Annotated in this window: 17 protein-coding genes; 6 read left to right on the top strand and 11 right to left on the bottom strand. The window is 47.5% G+C overall.

Going from position 1 to position 19005, the window contains the following annotated elements:
* Positions 1–190: 190 nt before the first annotated feature.
* Positions 191–790 (bottom strand): VWA domain-containing protein, encoded by a 600-nt coding sequence (locus H6F90_RS04030; protein ID WP_190550463.1) that lies wholly within the window; start codon positions 788–790, stop codon positions 191–193.
* 118 nt (positions 791–908) lie between these two features.
* Here H6F90_RS04030 and H6F90_RS04035 point away from each other — a divergent pair, with 118 nt between their 5' ends.
* Complete coding sequence (locus H6F90_RS04035; protein WP_190550464.1) at positions 909–2255, top strand: serine/threonine-protein kinase; 1347 nt, start codon at positions 909–911, stop codon at positions 2253–2255.
* Here H6F90_RS04035 and H6F90_RS04040 read toward each other — a convergent pair.
* On the bottom strand, positions 2230–4497 hold the full coding sequence (locus H6F90_RS04040) for a recombinase family protein (RefSeq protein WP_190550465.1): 2268 nt from the start codon (positions 4495–4497) through the stop codon (positions 2230–2232). The genes H6F90_RS04035 and H6F90_RS04040 overlap by 26 nt on opposite strands.
* Before the next feature lie 118 nt (positions 4498–4615).
* Here H6F90_RS04040 and H6F90_RS04045 point away from each other — a divergent pair, with 118 nt between their 5' ends.
* Positions 4616–5638, top strand: a complete 1023-nt coding sequence (locus H6F90_RS04045) for a S1 RNA-binding domain-containing protein (protein WP_370587942.1) — start codon at positions 4616–4618, stop codon at positions 5636–5638.
* Positions 5639–5724: 86 nt separating this feature from the next.
* On the opposite strand, the gene H6F90_RS04050 is transcribed toward H6F90_RS04045, so the two are convergent.
* Positions 5725–6696: a hypothetical protein gene (locus H6F90_RS04050; RefSeq protein WP_190550467.1), complete on the bottom strand. Its 972-nt coding sequence runs from the start codon at positions 6694–6696 to the stop codon at positions 5725–5727.
* 198 nt (positions 6697–6894) lie between these two features.
* On the opposite strand from H6F90_RS04050, the gene H6F90_RS04055 reads away from it, so the two are divergent.
* A complete protein-coding gene (locus H6F90_RS04055; RefSeq protein WP_190550471.1) occupies positions 6895–8019 on the top strand; it encodes an alpha/beta fold hydrolase in 1125 nt (374 codons plus the stop codon).
* 251 nt (positions 8020–8270) lie between these two features.
* A complete protein-coding gene (locus H6F90_RS04060; RefSeq protein WP_190431786.1) occupies positions 8271–8891 on the top strand; it encodes a TMEM165/GDT1 family protein in 621 nt (206 codons plus the stop codon).
* Positions 8892–9023: 132 nt separating this feature from the next.
* Here the strand turns inward: H6F90_RS04060 and H6F90_RS04065 are convergent, their stop codons facing one another.
* Entirely contained in the window at positions 9024–9920 is an 897-nt protein-coding gene (locus tag H6F90_RS04065) for a tetratricopeptide repeat protein (protein WP_190550472.1), read from the bottom strand.
* A gap of 487 nt (positions 9921–10407) precedes the next feature.
* Between H6F90_RS04065 and H6F90_RS04070 the strand changes: the two genes are divergently transcribed.
* A complete protein-coding gene (locus tag H6F90_RS04070; RefSeq protein ID WP_190550473.1) occupies positions 10408–11529 on the top strand; it encodes a hypothetical protein in 1122 nt (373 codons plus the stop codon).
* A 73-nt stretch (positions 11530–11602) separates the two neighbouring features.
* On the opposite strand, the gene H6F90_RS04075 is transcribed toward H6F90_RS04070, so the two are convergent.
* Together H6F90_RS04075 and H6F90_RS04080 are read right to left on the bottom strand one after the other, a co-directional pair.
* Entirely contained in the window at positions 11603–12802 is a 1200-nt protein-coding gene (locus H6F90_RS04075; protein ID WP_190550474.1) for a homocysteine biosynthesis protein, read from the bottom strand.
* 88 nt (positions 12803–12890) lie between these two features.
* Positions 12891–13085, bottom strand: coding sequence for a hypothetical protein (locus H6F90_RS04080; RefSeq protein WP_190550476.1), 195 nt, complete (start codon positions 13083–13085; stop codon positions 12891–12893).
* Positions 13086–13575: 490 nt separating this feature from the next.
* Between H6F90_RS04080 and H6F90_RS04085 the strand changes: the two genes are divergently transcribed.
* A complete protein-coding gene (locus tag H6F90_RS04085; RefSeq protein ID WP_190550477.1) occupies positions 13576–14061 on the top strand; it encodes a Coq4 family protein in 486 nt (161 codons plus the stop codon).
* A gap of 105 nt (positions 14062–14166) precedes the next feature.
* On the opposite strand, the gene H6F90_RS04090 is transcribed toward H6F90_RS04085, so the two are convergent.
* The 5 genes from H6F90_RS04090 to H6F90_RS04110 form a co-directional block, all read right to left on the bottom strand.
* Positions 14167–14418, bottom strand: a complete 252-nt coding sequence (locus tag H6F90_RS04090; RefSeq protein ID WP_190431775.1) for a hypothetical protein — start codon at positions 14416–14418, stop codon at positions 14167–14169.
* 406 nt (positions 14419–14824) lie between these two features.
* The gene (locus tag H6F90_RS04095; protein ID WP_190550479.1) at positions 14825–15565 is read right to left on the bottom strand and encodes a peptidylprolyl isomerase; all 741 of its coding nucleotides are present in this window, start codon (positions 15563–15565) and stop codon (positions 14825–14827) included.
* A 227-nt stretch (positions 15566–15792) separates the two neighbouring features.
* Positions 15793–15975: a hypothetical protein gene (locus H6F90_RS04100; RefSeq protein WP_190550480.1), complete on the bottom strand. Its 183-nt coding sequence runs from the start codon at positions 15973–15975 to the stop codon at positions 15793–15795.
* 880 nt (positions 15976–16855) lie between these two features.
* A complete protein-coding gene (locus H6F90_RS30520) occupies positions 16856–17305 on the bottom strand; it encodes a HetP family heterocyst commitment protein (RefSeq protein ID WP_190550481.1) in 450 nt (149 codons plus the stop codon).
* 63 nt (positions 17306–17368) lie between these two features.
* Positions 17369–18823 (bottom strand): HlyD family efflux transporter periplasmic adaptor subunit, encoded by a 1455-nt coding sequence (locus H6F90_RS04110; protein WP_190550482.1) that lies wholly within the window; start codon positions 18821–18823, stop codon positions 17369–17371.
* Positions 18824–19005: the final 182 nt, after the last annotated feature.

Below are 19005 nucleotides of genomic sequence, written 5' to 3' on the forward strand. Positions count from 1 at the left end.
TTGCCTACGAAAGTGGTAGAACTATCTATCAAATCAAGCACGGGATGCTCTCTGAGTATCTCAAGGAGCAACTCAAGCATCCGTCCGTTCAAATGACTTTTGCGTAAGTTCTGGAGCTGGTTGGCCTTGGAGCGTCAGTGAGCTGCATTTCGCTAAAGTTGAAGCTTCCGGTGCAGCTCACCTAGGTTGCTTAATCGTGGATGGCGTTCGTCAGCACTTCGGCAAGGCTCATATCTGCCATGTCATCAAATGTAATCGTGTCGCAGATGTCAAATTTTGCCCCAATATCTTGCATTTGATCGTCTAAGGATTTGAGAAATTTACTAGCTTGGGAGTCATTGCCCACCTGGATGAAGGAAATCGCTAATTCTTCGTCTCGGTCAAGCTGACGTGAGGCGTTCACAATCACTTCTATCACCGCTCGGCGATCGTCTGGTTCACCGTCGGTAATCACCAAAATCGTCTCTCCCTGCTTTGTCTGTTTGGCCTGCTTGCGTTGGAGATAGCTGTTGGTGGCATCGTGCAACACAGAAGCCAGATTGGTTGTACCAGACGGATCGTTCTCTAGAAACAACTGATCAACCTTTGCCGAGGTGACGTTGTCGTAACGCTTGAAACGGCTAGAGAACAGATAAACGGTGATGCCATCTGGATCAAATTGCTCACACTTTCTCGCTAGTGCCAGGGTAGATTCTTGGACTTCTGCCCACCGGGTTCGCCCGCCCCGCTGGTCTGGAGTAGACATGCTACCGCTCTTATCGATGATGAGTGTGTAGTCGCGGTCTTTCATAGATCTGTAGAGGATTTTTGTTCATCCTAGTAAGGCTAGCTAGAGAAATACATCAGAATTTGCAATTCCTTAAGAACAGGTGGCACATTGGAGGAAAACCAACAGGTACTCGAAGAGGATGCTTGAGCCAGGACAGGTGATTTGCGATCGCTATCAACTCCAAGCCCAATTCAACGATCATCCTGTACGGCAGACTTGGTTAGCAGGTGACTTGGCGGAGCCAGAAGATGAAAACAACTTAGTAGTTATTAAGCTACTGGCAGTTGAAGGGAGCGCTCGATGGGAGCATGTGAAACTGTTTGAGCGGGAAGCCCAAGTCCTCGAACAGTTAGATCATTCCCGCATTCCTCAGTACTACGATTACTTTTGTCTAGAAGAGAAGCCCCTGTGGTTTGCTCTGGTAGAGGAGTATATCCCTGGTGCATCTCTCAAAGAGTTGTTGGTGCAAGGTGAGAAGTTTACTGAGTTAGAAATTCGGGATATTGCCACAGCAATTCTAGAAACGTTGATTTACTTGCACGAACTTAGCCCTCCAGTGCTGCACCGAGACATCAAGCCCAGCAATATTATTTGGGGCGATGATGGTAAGATTTATCTAGTGGATTTTGGGGCAGTGCAAGACCGAGCGGCGACGGAAGGCGCTACGTTTACCGTGGTGGGAACTTACGGTTATACGCCTCTAGAGCAATTTGGGGGTCGTGCAGTCCCCGCTTCCGATCTGTATGCCTTGGGAGCCACTTTGATTCACTTAGTCACAGGCGTTGCTCCCGCCGATTTACCTCAGAAAGATTTGCGGTTGGAATGGCGCGATCGCGTCAGTCTCAATCCTCATCTGCTCGACTGGATTGACCGCTTAACGGAGCCTGCTTCCGACAACCGTTTCAGTACCGCTCGTGAAGCTTTGGCTGCGCTGGAATCTGGGTTGCAAGGAGCGAAGGAGCGATCGCGCCAGCATCCGACTGCTCCTCTAGCAAAAGCGCCAGAGGGAACTCAGGTCAAGCTAAGGCAAGCCGAAACTGAGATGCAAATCGAAATTCCTGCGAGAGGGACAGGGCTTACATTGCCCTTCTTGTCATTAGCTTTGTTCTTTTTTGTCTGTTCATTTCTAATTGCGCTAAGCCGAGGCTATTGGGACTGGGCGTTTGGCTACCTAATTCTGTCGCTCACAGTCTCGTTTTTGACTTATACGTCTGCTTGCCCAACCCGCGTTTACTTCGACAAACACTGCTTCGTCATCTACAGAAAAATCCTGGGCTATATCCCGGAAAAACCGGATGGTGGTATCGGCGAAATCGAAGATGTGTTTGAAGATAGCACCGAATCTAAAATCTCCTCTGGCGCAGAAGTTCGCCGCAGAATCACGATTCAGGCAGGGATGCGTGAATATTCTTTTGGTGAAGGTTTGAGCCGAGCTGAGTGTTTGTGGTTAGTGCAGGAAATCAAGGGCTGGTTGAACTTGCCATAAGGGCATCCTCTGTCGCCATCGGTTCTGTCACCATCGGCACCGAAGCATTCACCAACGAAAGCAGTGTGCCGATTTGCTCCTGACCGTTGGTTGCCAAGTCGCTATGGCAGAGAAACACGCGATCGCCCGCTCGACCCAACAAGTCCAGCAAAATCCGTTGCAACCGTCGCTCTAAAGCGGCCATCGAATCGGCTTCTGTCCAAGGTGTGCCCGACCAGCTTCGCAAAAATAGAGGTGCGCCAAACAAAGTTTCAGAACCTGTGAGCCAGCGCGGGGAGCCTGCATCTAGCCAGAATTGCCAACGATGAAACAAACGGTTGGAGCAGTACTGAAAAATCGTCGCCAAAGTCACTGCTTGATTGGCAGTCCTCGCCGTCCGCACCGGATAAGGATCGGCTGTGATCGTGCCACCGCGCAACAGTTGAATAAAGTTGCTCACTGTCACTGAAGCTGGCGTATCTGTATTCTCACTTTGTCGCAATCGCGCGTCCACTTCCCAATAATGCTGCGCTGTCTCCATCAGTTCTCGCAGGGTCGCGAGTTGGTCGAAGGGGAGGTGACTGCCGTTCCACAAAAACTTTTGCATGGCGCGATCCAGAATAGCGATCGCCCCTGGAACTAAGTGTTGTTCTTGCTGTAACTTCTGAGTTTCGATCCACTGCACAATCTCGTCATAAGCTTTAGTTGCTTCATAACCCAAGCGATCCCAACGAGGAAATTCGGTAGTAGGAAGTAATCGGGGGGAATCCGGGTGTGGTTCAAAACAGTGATCGGCTAGGAGGCCAGCACGGACGGGGTCGATGGATGGATGAAGGATGTTCGCCTTTGGCGTTCCCGTAGGGTGGGATGACGTTTTGGAGTTGGTAGATGCTGAATCTTGCCCTTCAGGGTGGGGAGTTTGGCTGAGGACGACTAGCATTTCCGCAACAGCGTCTCGGTTGATCAGGCGGCCTAAATTCGGGTAGACCAGCGTGAGCAGCGTCAGTAAAGCTCGCACCATTGCGGAACTGGCTAGGGGCCGCTGGTCATTAATCGACTCAACAGCGATGCCATGTTTGCCCAAAATTTCTCGCAGGGTATAACGAGCGATCGCGTCTACACCAGGGCCAATCACGGCAATTTCGTGCGGTTGTGCTTGCCCTGATTCCACCGCCTCCACGATCGCTTGAGCGGTCTGCCGCAACAACTGAGCGCGAGAAGTCGTTTGTAGCGATTGCACTGCATCTGGTAGCTGGGTGAGAAATAAAGGATCGGTGACAACTTCCACGACAGACAACCCCACCTGATTTGCCAAGCCAGGATTGACGTTTGCAGACAACTCCACAACTCGACACCGCGTTGCTAAATCACCTAAATGCTGTGGATCAGCACCCAAACCCAGACGGATGCCACCATTAGGGTTGTAGGTAAACGCGCCTACAGCTCCGTGATCTAGCAAGCATTCAAACAACTGCCGCGCGATCGCAGGGTAGTTATCCACATCATCGGCTAGAACTGCTTGATACCGCTGACTCAAATGTTGTTGATAGGTGGGGTTAGGCAGAAGATAGCGCCAGTAAAGTTCGCAGAGTAAACCGTAGGTGAGCAAACCACGCTCCAGACACCAGCTGCGCCACTCACACAACAACTCTCCAAACAAAGCCGAATCTTGCCCGGATAAACCCACTTCTACAATGCCAGGAATATCCTCGGTGGCAGTACCCGCCAGAGCTGCCAGTTGCAACCAGTCCAGCAGCCGCCGCACTAGCCGATACTCACCCACACCAGAGCGTTGCAACACTTCAGGAGTGAGTTGCGATCGCCACAATCTCGTAGCCAATTCTTGCTCATTTTCGGGTCGCAGCCGCACCGGAAATTGCGCCTTCACTTGCAATTGCTCTACCAACAGCGGCCAAAACAGCAACACTTCATCTTGAAAGAAACCGATCGGCGTAGCAGACTGAATTGGGCACTCGCCTTGAGTTGCGGAGGTGAGGCGATCGACCAACTCTAAACGGTTATCCCCAGTGGCGGCAAAAACCAAGATGGCGGAAGCGGTTTGCTGCATCTGGGAGCGTTGCGATCGCTCTACCATCAATTGCTGAAGTCGCTCTGAAACGGGTCGCCCTTCTTTCATGGGGACGGGTGGGCGATCGCGGTTTGCCCCTAGCCCCGCTTGCACCCAAGCCTTGAACTGATTCACCAAGTAAGTCGTTTTACCGCTACGGGTTGGCCCCACGATCCAAACTGAGTCAGCAGCCACCGGAAATGCCTCAAACGCCTATCACCCCTAGGATAGACTTTTTCTCAACCGTCCTGAACTGCATAGGAATTGACTATAGTGAGGAAACCCACTCTGCCTCTGCCGTTGACGTTGCTTCATGAAGAGTCCTGACGGAAAGCCTTCAGTTGCATCTGAGCACGATACCTTAGAGCAAGTGGTACTGAGAATTATCGCCTCAGTTCATCTCATTATTTTCACTGTTCAATCTCATATGACTTCAAAATCGCCCCGTTCTCAAGCTACTCCGTCCTTCTCGATGGATGATTTTGCGAGAGCCTTAGAACAACACGACTATGGGTTTCAATCCGGTCAAGTTGTGCGAGGAAAAGTGTTCAACTATGAAGCGAATGGCGCTTATGTGGACATTGGTGGTAAATCTCTCGCCTTTGTGCCGACTGAAGAAGCTGCCTTGAGACGGGTTACAGATTTATCCGCAGTTTTGCCGCTCAACGAAGAGCAAGAATTTGTCATTATTCGCGACCAAGATGCCGACGGCCAAGTTACGTTGTCTCGTCGCCGCTTGGAGATGAATCGAATTTGGGAAGAAGTCGCTGATCTGCAAAATAGCAGCCAATCGGTGCAGGTGCGGGTCACAGGCACCAATAAGGGTGGCGTCACTGTGGATGTGCGCGGGTTGCGTGGCTTTATTCCGCGATCGCATTTAGTAGAGCGCAACGACCTAGAAGCCCTCAAAGGCCAAACTCTCACGGCCAGCTTCCTAGAGGTTGACCCCAACCGTAACAAACTCATCCTCTCTAACCGGATGGCGACTCGTGCAGCTAGCATGAGCAACCTGGAAGTAGGTCAACTGATTGAAGGCAAAGTTACCAGCATCAAGCCGTTTGGTGTGTTTGTGGATTTCAGCGGCACCACGGGTCTACTCCACATCAACCAAGTCAGCAATCGCTTTATCGAATCCCTGCCCTCTCTATTCGAGGTAGGACAACCCATCCAAGCCATGATCGTAGACCTGGATGCGACTCAAGGCCGTGTGTCTCTCTCCACCAAAGTTCTAGAAAACCACCCTGGAGAAATGGTGGAACAAATGGCAACCGTCATGGCCGAAGCCGAAGCCCGTGCTGAAAAAGCGAATAAGAAGCGCGATCGCGACAACGCTTAATTAATTCGCAGTTTGTAATTTGAAATTTTAAGGTGGGCAATGCTCACCTTATTTTTTATTGATGCTGTCGGCCAAGCTATACAACCCTAAGGTGTTGATGGAATCGAGTATCTCCCTGTTGCTAAGCTCCAATCTACGTTGCCTCGCATCCAGTACTTCATCCCTTCAATGTATTGAATGACTTGACTTTGCAATTGTTCGTTTCCAAATTCAGGTACAACTTTTTCTAACTTCAAAAACTCAGCTATATCTGCATTAATCAAAGTGACAGCAGCATCTACACCTTCACCTAATGAAAGTGATCGCTCTTGCATTAGTACGTGTACTAGATTGCTAGAGTCATTATTTCTTTTGACTTCTTTTTCATACGAAAAAATATCGTTAACACAGCCCGAGATCCTAGCGCATAACTTACGCATTTCTTGAATAGTTGGATGGCTCACGACTGTGTCTGGAAGAAATATTCCGTTCGCAATCTCAACGAAGTCCAAACAGGGATACATACCAGAGTCATATTCTCTAAGTTTTAGATATGTTTCTAGATCAGGGGTAATATTATTGACCCAATTTTGAGTCGCCTTTAAGGAGCCTTGGAATAAGTAATCATAGATTGATTTACTGAGGCGATCGAGCCACACTTCTCCACCTTTGGCAGCCTCAAGTAGATCATTCTTCAGGAGAATGGCAAAGCGAGACAAAGCATCTGTAGCCTCAATCTCAACGTCTGTGTCTGGAAGAAATAATCTCCACTGACTCAACATGAAATTTACAAGGCGTTCTTCATCTCTAGCAAACGCTTGGTCTTCATCGTAAGTGTCGTCTATAAACCACAGCAAAGATGTAAAGCGAGCACACAAAGCTAAATTCTTTAGTTCTGCTTGGGGATAAGCATAAGCAGGACACTCAATGATTCCCTTGAAACGCTTAAGTTCGATCGGATCATCGCCTTTGAACACCCCAGTTTTAATAGCAATTTCTCTAGTAATTTGCTCTACTTCATCTGCCCACTGGTTTTTCCAAGTTACAAAAGGAAGATTGAGTTTATCTACGAATGTCATCTTTACGGTTCAAGTTGCATAGTTTTTCTTTTGCCAATTACTTACTTCATTCGTATAAAGGCTGATTTCGGTCAGTGATATTTAATCTTTTTAGTAAGGGTTATGACCTTTGGTCGTTGCTTGAGTTTGGCGTTGCTTCTAACGTACTTTTTAGTGTCGCAAGACATTGGTTTAGGAGTTGGAGCGAAGAGGTTAACCATGATATTTACGCCCCTAGAGTTTTTGTTGCGGTGGCTGGCAGGGCTTTTCTCGATCGCGCTATTAGGGGGCGGAATCTACATTCTGCACGAATGGTATGAAGGAGATTTAATCTCGGACAAGTGGTTGATCGCAGGTTCACTGATGACCCTTTGGGCATTTGTGGGTTTCCTGCCGCTCCTACTGTTCCGGCGACCTGGCAAAGACGAACCCAAAGCTATTCGTAGTCAAGAGGTTCGTAAGATTCCCCGACCGGATGGCAGCGAAATTCATGTCGAGTTTTACGGCCCCGTCGATGCTCAGCCGATCATCTTCACTCACGGTTGGGGGCCAAATAGCACCGTTTGGTACTACGCCAAAAAACAATTGGGCGATCGCTTCCGCTTAATCCTTTGGGACTTACCTGGTTTAGGTAAATCTAAAAAGCCGCAAAACGAAGATTACTCCATCGAAAAATATGCCAGTGATTTAGAGGCAGTGTTGGCAATGGTAGGAGACAAGCCAGCCATTCTCCTGGGACACAGCATGGGTGGCATGATTATCCTCACCTTTTGCCGCTTATTTTCTGAGCGGTTGCGCGATCGCGTTGCTGGCCTTGTCCTAGTAGATACGACCTATACAAACCCTCTCAAGACCGCAATCCTGAGTCGCCTGTTACAAGCACTCCAGAAACCTTTAATAGAGCCACTGTTGCACCTGACCATTTGGTTATCGCCACTGTTTTGGTTAATCAGTGGCTTGAGCTACCTCAACGGTTCCATGCACCTTACTACTGAAATTTCTGGCTTTACCGGACGAGAAACACGCGGTCAACTCAATTTCTCTACTATTCTGGGACTGATTGCTCAACCAGGTATTTTGGCCAGAGGGGTGCTAGCAATGTTGCGCTACGACGAGAGAGCCACGCTACCCACCGTTGCTGTGCCGACGCTAGTGATTGCGGGTCATGCAGACATCGCCACCGTTCCCGCCGCTCATGAATATATGAGCAGCCACCTTCCCAACGCCGAATTAAAGTTCCTCCGTCCCGCTGGGCATATGGGGTTGATGGAACGTAACGAACAGTTTTCCGCAGCGGTCAGCTCGTTTACAACTGCTTGTTCCTGCTTCAAGGGCTTGGCATAGTTTGAGAGGGCGATCGCAAAACTCGTAAATCCATGTATAATTACTCATAGTTTGAAGGGGAGTAGCTGCTAGCGCAGAACAGCTAGCCCATCTGAATCAACATACTGGCGATGAGCCTGGTTCAGGTGACAAGTTTTTAGATTACTTGGAAGCGAGACCTTCACTAAGTTCACATCTGAGGTGAGCTTAGTGGGGTCTTTTGCTCTACTTAAGCCACCTCAAGGCTAGAGACGTTTGAGGAGCTTGAGTCAGTGCTGACAGCCTTTACTGCTGGGTTATCGCTAATTACGGTTTCCGAATTAGGAGACAAAACTTTCTTCATCGCGGCAATTTTGGCGATGCGTCACCCCCGTCGGTGGGTCTTTACGGGTGCAGTTTTAGCGCTCGCCCTCATGACTGTTTTATCTGTGCTGTTGGGGCAAACGGTTTCCCTGTTTCCTAAGGCGCTGATGCACTACTTGGAAGTCGTTTTACTCGCTGCCTTTGGGCTGAAGCTGCTGTATGACGCGCAGCAAATGCCTGCCGAGAACACCGGAGATGAAGCGAAAGAAGCCATGAATGTGGTTGAAGAAGCGGAAGCAAAGTCGCCTCAACACCAAACTTGGTTAGCGATTTGCATTGAAGCATTCACACTGACTTTCGTCGCAGAGTGGGGCGATCGCACGCAATTTGCCACTATTTTTCTGTCTGCCGCCAACAACCCCATTGGGATCACTTTAGGCGCAATTCTGGGTCACGCCATTTGCGCGGCGATCGCTGTATTTAGTGGCCGCCTGGTCTGTCAGCGGATCTCCGAGCGAGTCATGACCGCAATAGGTGGTTTGCTATTCCTGATTTTCGCAGGAGTGGCTTGGTTAGAAGGTAGCCATTAGGAATGAGAAGTTAGATGTGAGGAGTCAGAAGCCAGAGAGTCCGACGTAAGGCATTTACGAGAGGCTCACTTTCTTGACTGCTAATTTCTGGCTCCTCATTCCTGATACCCTTCATCCCTCATCCTTAGCGGCCTAAGGTGTCGCTGGCGAAGGTTGGTCTGCTGGTGGGCTAGCAGGTACTTGACTTGGAGCAGTGGTCGGGGCGGTTGTGGGTGGCGTTGGTGGTTTACCGCTTGCCAATTGGTTAATTTGGTCTTTGTACTCAGCGGGAGCTAAGCTGATCGCGGAGTTAAACAGGGGTTTAGCGGCCTCATCCTTACCTTGCTGCTTGAAAACAAGGGCTTTAGCTAAAACTGGACGAAAATCCTTGCCGCTGTTCTTAATCGCTTCGTCATAGATTGTGATCGCCTCGTCGTATCGCTTCTGCTCCGCGTATACCTGGCCTAGTAATAACTGGACAGAGGGCACATCCACGCTGCCTGGCTTCACTTGGTTGGTTTCATTCGCTGTTTTGAGAGTGTCTTGCAGTAAGCCTACGGCAGCTTCGGGCCGTTTTTGCTCAATTAGCAAACCCACCAAGCCTTGCAGCGCTATCATATCTCCCGGTTTCGCGGTCAAAATAGTGCGATAGGATTCTGCCGCACCTTCGCGATCGCCCGCGTACTGCTTCGCTTGAGCCAGCAACACCCCATAGCGGGTTTGGTCAGGATTCAGCTTGGCCAGCTTTTCTAAAGGCTCAACCACGCCTTTAATATCTTGCAGTTGTAGTCGTGCCTCCACTAAACCCCGGAGAGCGGTTTGGTTGTCTGGCTCTCGCTGCAAAACGAGTTCATACCCTTTCGCCTGAGCTTTCAATTCCTCTTGCTTGGCGGTAGGCGTGGCTTGAGCCGAGGAGGGAGTTGGCTCACCACCAGATTGCTCAGCCTTAAAAGCATCCCCTAGGAGCGGGAACAGAGAAAAGCCGACAAAGGCAACGACTGCCAGAATTAGCACAACATTAACGATCCAGCGACGCCGCTTCTCAGTCACACAACTGCCTTGAACTCTACGAACATTTTAACGGTCTCCGGGTCAGACCTCTGCTTTCAGCCAGCGTAGCCTGCCCCCTCAGCTATTTACTTTAGTTCAGAGCGGTTCTCAATAGCTGGGGTTCCCACCCTGATCGCCCTCCCTAGTGAGCTTATTGCAGTTCAGAAATAATCTTGCTTAATCTCCACTCGCTAACTCGGTAGATAAAGCGATCGCATCAAGTATTAAGTTTTAAGATTTTCTTTTATCCTAGGAAAACACGTTGACAGAATCGAACTCATCCTCTAAAAATCTCCCCGATCGACTTTTGGAGCAAAAGTTGTGTGCAATACGTTTCTACAGACTGCGAGAATTTACGCACGGGTGGCTTAAATCACTAATTACAATTAAAGATTGCAGAAACTTTGCGGATCGGTCCGTAGAGTGATTGCATTCAGTAAAATAAGCAGACTGATGCAATCATGCCTCCTGTCTGCAAACAACATCTATGAGTTCCTCTCCCAAGCGGCCCCATAAGCCCCCTGAGTCTGTATCATCTCATCAGGCTTCGCCTGCTTCTGACCCAACCTCCAACTTGGGTTCAGACTTTGCCCATGAGCAGACTTCAAGTTCATCTCCTGCTCCCACCCCTTTACAGACTCCAGCAGATCAACTATCTGAAATGACGTCAGAATTAGCTTCAACTGTGAATGCAGCAGAACTGACTCCACCGACTACTCCTGTAGCCCTTGGGATCAAAAGTTCTGAAGACCCAGTCTCCCGTAGCGAGGGTGACGAACTATCCGAGCAGGCATCAGTTATGCGGCAACAACCCATCCCTCCCCCAAGCGAACCCAAGCAGTACCGGGCCATTGGCTTAATTCGAGGACGATACGTTGCATCGCCAGACCACTTTACTCGCGGCAATTTAGTCACCTCTGATGGCACCGCTATTGATGCTGTGTTGTTAGGTCGGGTGATGAGCTTGGTGAGAAAGCATTTAGATCTAGAGCAAGAGCACCTCTGGGTTGTGTATCCACGTACAAGGGAAAAAGAGGCAAACTTACACGCCCAAATTGTGGGAGTTTGGGAGCCAGAAAAACTAAATCAGGCTGATGAAGGCATCCCTCAACCTACTACCGAGGAACCAACCGAGGCAGGCATCCCCGAAGTCGCGGCTTCTTCTGATCACGAAGATGGCTATTTTTCCATTCGGGGTGAGGTAATTTATCAAGCTCTCGATGAGGAGCGAATTATTGTCAAAATTAGACAGTCTCCCCGCAAAGATGCAGATGAGGAGAAAACTTTTAAGCTATTACTTCAGGGTAATTTAACGGGTAAGGCAGTTGGCCACTTCTGGGATCTAAATGCCTATCGTCAAGGCGATGTTTTAGTGATCCGTGATGGCACCTCTATTGGTCTGTTGCCTCCGCGCAAACGCCAAGCGCACGAACGGCCCAGAGCAGGCGGTGTGGGTGGCAGAAGACCCAGAGATGGGCAGCGTCCGAGCCGTCCGAGCACTCGTCCTGTCGCTAATGCTGGAGGTAGCGCCGGAGCAGCCCCCGTCAGAAAGGCACCCTTGCCTAAGCCGGTAAAGCGGAAGGACAGTTCAGACGCACAACCTGAATAAAGTTAGTTTTTTGCAACAGTGGGTTGAAAGGGGGGACAATGTCTCCCCTTGTTTATTTGTAAGCTGATCCCAGTTAATCTAGGCTCACCTGAGAACCCCACAAATTTTGGGGCATAAAAGCACGGTCTTGCGGAATAGGAGCTACTGACTCACTGAGCAAGAATTTGCCCGCCTCAATCCATTGCTTCAGCTCGACAGCAACCTGACGCGACAAAAAGATGCTAGCCAAGGAAGCCACTCGGACAGGCTTGCCATCAATCGTAATCCGCCCCGATTTGAGTTGGGCGTAGCTAATCAACCCAAAGGTAGGACGAACTCGGCGAGGAATTGAGAAATCGACGATGGGTGCAACTAAATCTTTATCCTGGACAGCACAGCGAGCAATGACTTCTTCATGCAGGACAGGCAAAGGCACGCCAACTCCTATCATGAGCGAGGGGCCGTAGTTTTTAAAGTAGCAACCTCGGACCCAACGCGAATCCATTTGTTTGGCATCGCCAATTAAAGCTAATGTGGCCGCAGGACCGATGGGAGCCCGGTTAGGTAAGCGCTTTTGCAAAGGAAAATGTTGCGTACCTTCCCAAGCAATATAGCCAGTGCCACCCCCTAGAAAAATCCGAGAGCCAATGCCAATCAGTTGTAAATCTGGGTCATTCAGGAGCGGTGAAATGGCTCCGGGATTGGAATAAACTGCATTTCCTAGTCGAGGCTGCAAAGGGCCTAGATACGTAAAGAGCGGGCGATCGCCCCCATTCACTCCCACAATAAAATTTTGGTACAGGTTACGGGGATTGAATAAGTAAAACTGGTTGATGGTGTCGCGGGTAATCGTTGTCTCAAAAGCAGCCCGTGGATAACAATCTGTGACTTGTCCTAAGGCTCTCAGTTGCACAGGTTTACCCGCAATCAAATCTTCAATGACGTGTCCCCCGCCTCTTTCACGGTTTTCTTCCCCGTCGGCGGCTTCTGACATGCCAGGGTAATCGACCACTTGCGTTGCGCCTAAGTACAGATCAACTGCGCCAAAACCCGAATAAGCCAAGACTCCATCTAGCCAGCATTGCCGAATTTTGATCGGGGGATCGGTATGCCCCAGGTTCAGGATGGCTCCCGACGACTCCATTGGCTCAAACGTACCTGTTGTGACGACATCCACGGTTTTCGCCGTTTGTGCCACCCCAACTTCTGCGACTCTGGCTTTGACTTCTTCCGCTGTGCAAACCACAGCAGCTTGTCGGCTAATTTTGTCGTTAATTTCAGCAATCGTTCGCATAAAAGGGTTGTCGAGCCAGAATTTACCAAAACCAGGATCTACAGAGCACAACTGCCGTTTAAGTTTGGCAATCAGATAAGTTTGAATTTCAGGACAGCGATCGCTGCTGCCACGCTCGCCAACCTAAAGCCATTGCCAAAGCAAAGCTGGGAAACAATACGACGAATAGTACAGTTTCAGGAGTGGCTTGTACGACTAACGTGCGTCCTACAACTTGGATGGCGATCGCGACCAATGCAGAAATCACCATTACTTTCACGACAAAGCCAAGATTAGTGCCCATACAGTTGGCTCGCTCAACAAAACATAATTGCCAAATCTGTACTGATGCCAGATCCGCGCTTGGATTTAGTTAAACACTTTTGAGCCAATGTTGATTGGTCTTGAGAAAACTCAGCAAGGTCAAAAACAGCTTCTGTCTTGCTCCAAAGCGAGTTTATCGGGACGGATATAGGAGTCATAGACCGTAATCTCTGGCTTTAGTTTTGTAGCTTTAGCCGCTACTTCTCCTTGAGCCTAAGAAACTCGCCTCAGTAATCCCTTAGATTCATGTTAGAGACACCTAGTATTAATACGTAGGGTCAAGCACCTATCTTTTTTATTGGCCTAGAACTACGTAACTCCTAAAAGGCTTATCTGCAGGACATTCCAAGGAACAAATTCCTTTTTCGTAGAACCTCTTTTTTAAAAAATTTAATCTTCATCCGTAACTTCTCAATCAAAGCCTGTAGAAATACGCAGAGAGCCTGATAGACAGTTACGGAATCGTCACTATGCAAGATTTACGCACAGAAGTGGTCTTAAAATTGGCCCAAATTATCAACCCCCAAATCCGTGCCAACGAAAAATTTTCGCTAGACATAGAGTTCTTACGTCAATTACCTGATGGCACCTTAGGCCGAGAAGTTGCTCAGTTTCTTGATCAAAATGGGTTTGATCCCCTCAATTCAGGAGATTGGATTCAACGCACCCACGATATTTGGCATGTACTCACAGGGTTATCTGCTTCAGAACATGATGAGTTCGTGCTGCAAGCGTTTGTTCGCAGTCAAGTGTTTCGGCCTTCTAGCGCGATCTTGGTCATTGCTGGTTTACTGACCCGTAAATGCAACTTGAAAGAGGTGGCCCATAGCATCAAAACAGGTCGGTTAGCTAAACATATTGTTGAGTGGGATATGGAGTCTGACTGGGAAACCCCTCTAGAGTTGGTGCGGCAGAAGCTCGGCATTGTGCCCTTAACGGCTTACTCACTGAAGTAAGCCCACAGTTGTCATAGACATAAAAACAGACGAAAAAAGCGATCGCTCTTCTGGAATTACTTTTCCAAGTGAGAGCGATCGCTTTTCTAAGTCAAGTGAAGCTAATTAGGCACTGGGCTTCGGCAACTTGGCACAATATTTGTCATCCACCACAATAGAGTTCATGTTAGAACCTGCCTTTTTACTGGCATAAATGACAATATCTATTTTCTTACAAACGAAATTAGTTTTTTCACCGTCTACCCCTTGGACGCTCCAAGCGTAAGTTTCTGATTGACTGATTGGCTTGGAGGCTCCATTGCAACTCGCTAAAAAGAGTGAAACGGCCAAGGAAATCAAAGCTGATTTTCTTAACATACCTTCTTGCTTCTCCCTTTTAGTCAAGACCTCAGGCTTGATAGTTTAACCGAACTTAGCCTGCTTGATCAAATGTAGAGCTTGAGCTTGCCTATCCTTAGATCTACGGAAGGAAGCCTCAGTGCTTACATTTTGATACCTTAGTAGTGGTACGCAGGCAAGTCGTCGGCGTCCCTAAAGCACAATAGGTCTAAAAAGAGCAAGAGCTATCAGTATCATCTGAATGAGTCCTGCTATCTGAAGTAGTTTTTACAGTAACAGTTTGGCGTACATTATTATTGCCACTGGAAACTACTGTGACGCTTTGCGCTGTTATGACAATGCTGCCATCATCATTGGTAATCTTTTGTTTCCAAACTCTGGAATAATTCATAAGCCAGTCCCAAAAAAGAGTTTATATTTTTGACTAGTTAATTTTGTGATACAAGATATAGTCTAATTCATTCGCCAACCATTCTTCAAATAAACTGTTTAGAATTTCTTGATAAACCTCTGGAGTAAGTTCGGGACTCATGAACTCTTCCACCATCAAAAGGCTATAGCCTTCATCAGTAGGCAGAGGCCCAATCACTTCCCCGGGCTGTGAACCAAATATAGCAATTGAAATGTCTGGTTCGATCTTCCAACGATAGAGATGGCCTTCGTATCCACACTGATATCTACGTTTTGAATTCAAATCGTAGAGGTGAGCAGCTTCATAAAATGTAATTTCCTGTTCCTGAATTTGATAAGAAATTTCTTGAGCTAGCTTTTGATCCGCCACTGTTAGTTGGTATACAGCAATCTGTTCAAAGTTCAAGCGATTTTCAGCGAAAAACTTTTTTGCTTGTTCAGCAAACAGTGATTCACTCAGCTTTTGACGCAATAGGCGATCGCGAATCCCAACTTCCCAATCTTCTGAAGTTACAAGCTCATCGGCTAACCAGACTAAGGTATCTGCCGCTTTTTCTAAACCCTTCTCTCGACGCTGCTTTTCTGCCTCAGCTTGAATTTCTGTATCAGTAATAACCAAACCCCGTGCTGCGGCAGCTTCCGTAATCAACTGCTGATATAGAAGATTTTGGCAGACCTCTTTGAGTTTGAAACCCTTTTTTAGATAGTGCGTAATAGCATCTAATTCAATAGATATCCCTGAGAATTGAATCATTTTGCCTTATAAACAGCTAAAAACTAAACGATTTTAGTTAAGTTATCTAGTTAATTCGTAAGCTTACGAGGTCATCTTAGCAAACCACCCAGAAAGTAGACAAAAACGTTTCTAAACAATGGTTTTCGTAATTTACGATTAAATCTTTAATAGATTATAGGATCACTAAAAACCAGTTCTAGTGATCCTATATTTTCCGATAGTACTAGAATCAAACAGGAGTCATTCTAGCCTTGGTAAATAACATTCGTTTGGTAAACAGCGTCCTTATTGAAGAGAGCGACGTTAATTTGAATAGCCTGAATGTACTTGAAATCGCCATAGCCTTTTCCTTTTTTATGTTTGCGGCTACCACCTACAATACTATCTGTCTCAACGGATTCGAGATATTGAAGATCAGAGATAACCATGACTTTCTCCTATTGAATAAAGAGGGTTTAAGATTGGTTTTGTGTTTCTTCCAACCTTTTCGGTTGTTGCTAACAATATATTGGAGTTTCTAAAGTATGTATTGCCATTTTGGCAGTTTTTATTTAGTCAAGAAATTCATTTTTACTCCGCTTTGACGCTCAAAAAATACTTGTTTTTGTCATATGGTCTATAAACATGGTGCAAAACGCTTTTTAGATAAAACAACTATCTAAAATACCTAAACCAGCAGTAGTGATCAGGGCTTATTAATCACGAAAAATAGGATTAGAGAAGGAGCTTCTTTCAAGCAACTTCACTCCAATCCTATAGCTATTGACGTTAAAGGCTAATGAAAAACTTGAAGCGATCGCATCTAATATCTGATGACTGGTTAGCACCCTAGTTCTAGTTTAAGGAGTAGAGTTTGAAGAATAATTCCATCCTTTTTCAGGAGTATAAGTCCAGGTTTGAGTGATGGATCTACCATTAATCGAACTTGAGGAGACTATCTGGGCATATTGAGAATCCCAAGTAGCATCTACAGGAAATAGAGTTTCAAGTTCTTGTAGCCAGGAGCTTAGGCAACTGTTACCTCCCTTTAGGCGCGTCCCCGAAGCAACTTGCATGTATCTTAGGTCAGTAATGATCATTGTTTCCTCCTAATAAAGAACATGGGCTCCAGAGCTTATAGTTACTCTTCCTATAAATATAGGTGTCACCTTTCGGTAGGGGTTGCCATTTTGGCATCTGAAGAAATTAAAAATAATGGCTGTGAAGTCACATAAAAACAAAAAATCTCGTTCTTCACTGAAGAACGAGATACATAAAACCTAAACTTTAAACTGTGTCTTCAGGAGGCTATAGAGACGCTTTTTGCAATTACAGAATTTTATTTTTGCGAACAGAGGTAAAAACCTCCAGCTCTAACAAGCTGCCCCGTTTTGGCTTAGATCGGTACGACCAGGGGCTTAAATATTGAGGCCAAAAACCACCTCGAGTTTGACTACGGCGATCGCCCATCACTTCGATATAAGTCAAATCATTAATCTTTTCAGTAGGTTGTTCGATTGGGGAGATATCAGCAACAAGCTTGGAGCATTTCGAACGAGATTCAAGCCTTTTCTGTTGCTTATTTTTTGTAAAAGTGTAGTTTTCCTTCTGGAGCCGATTGTAAGTTCGGTAGGGGATGTAATGCAGAGGATTGTAACCAGCTAGTCTTAGTAGTAAAACGCAAGCCCAAGAGTATTTTCCTTCAATGATGGCTTCAATGATTGGAGCAAGTTGTTCTTGATCATACTCAATGGTGGAATGTAGATTTTGGCGATTCACAGTGTCGGCTCCTTGACTCTACCGTATGGGATTGATCAAAGTTCTCGAGGCTTGGTTACAGACTTACAAATCAACAGCGCCATGTTGCAGCTTCTTCAGTGGGTCTAAGAGGATATCCATAATGCGACGGCGACGAATAATTACATCAGCAGTTGCAGTTTGACCCGCTTTAAATTTGACAGTTTGATGTTTAGTCGTGACTGAGTGACGATTTAAGGCGATTTCCAATCGATAAACAGGTCCTAAGCGCTCATCGGGTTTAGTTGCAGGTGAAATGGTGAGAACTTTACCGGGAATGATGCCGTACTCCTGAAATGGATAAGCATCTAGCTTGACTTGGACTTGCATACCAGGCTTGACAAAACCAGCCTCTTGATTGGGCAAAGCAGCAGATAGCACCAAAGGGGCGTTAGAGGGAGAAATTTCAGCGATCGTTTGGCCTGGTTGCACCACTTCACCAGTATTAGGAACATCGAGAGAGAGAACCACTCCGCTGACTGGAGCATACAAAAATCGTTGCTGTAGCTTTGCCTGTGCGGTCATCAGCAAGTTTTGGGTTTCAGCAATTTTGGCTTCTAGCTCAGTTGCCTGAACCTCTAGTTGCTGAATGCGTTGCTGCGCTTCTAGCTGAGCCTTGCGGCCTTCGGCTTGCTTTTGAGCTAACCCTGCTTGTAAGCGCTTAGCTTCCGAAAGCGCCTGTTGCAGTTCACCTTGTTGTTGAGTGATGGCCCGCTGACGATCGCGTAGGGCCTGTTCTACTTCAAAGGTCTGCTCTTTAGCGATCGCACCCTCCGCGACGAGTGGTTGCAGCCGCTCAAGGCGGGTAGCCTGTGCTGTAGCATCCCCTTGCCCCTGAGCTAATAGTTTTTGGGCGGTTGCTGCTTGAGACTGAGCTTGAGCAATCGTCACCGTTTGGGCTTGGGCATCTGCTTGGGCGATCGCAGTTTGGGTTTTCGCCTCTAAGGCAGTTCGCTCAATTAGAGTTTGCGTCTGGCTAAGTTGGACTTGATCCAACATCAACATTTTTTGCAGCCGCTCCACTTCGCCTGCGGCAATTTGATTATCTAGTTCCGCGACAAGTTGACCCGCCTTCACATCCTGGCCTTCTTGAACAGCAAGACGAGTTACTTTACCCAGTTCTATCGGATGGATTTTGTAAACCTGGCCTTTGGGAACTAGCTGCCCCCTTGCATGCCCCACTTCATTGATCTGGCCAAACCAAGCCCAAGCCACGAATATGGCACCAAACACTAACCCACCGAGGAGGAATTTGTAAGGAATCGTGGAGGGGGGCTGATCTAGGACTGTTTGCAGAGAGGTGGACCAGTGAGCATCCGGAGGTGCTAACACAGCAGCAGGCATGACGCGCGTGGAAGTTTCTGAGTGAGTGGCTTCTGGCCTTGTAGCGGCACTCACTGCGCTACTACCCCGGATTAGAAGAAGGTCTTTGATGGATTGAGGAAAGGAAAGCTGTGGCCGTCTAGAACCAGTAGAACCTTCGTGAAAACTAAAGTTCATGCCCTTGCATCCAGTGGTTATGAAGGTTGATTTAAATGCTGCTTAAGCAGTCTATGAGCCTTCGCAGCGATCGCTAATCTTGGCAGCTCAACTAGGCTTCTCTTTAGGGTCGGATTGAATCAGTCTTCACAGTTCATGACTCTCAAAAAGTCGTGTTGTTTTATACAGAATCAAACTTTGAC

The sequence above is a fragment of the Trichocoleus sp. FACHB-591 genome (assembly GCF_014695845.1).
GTDB lineage: Bacteria > Cyanobacteriota > Cyanobacteriia > FACHB-46 > FACHB-46 > Trichocoleus.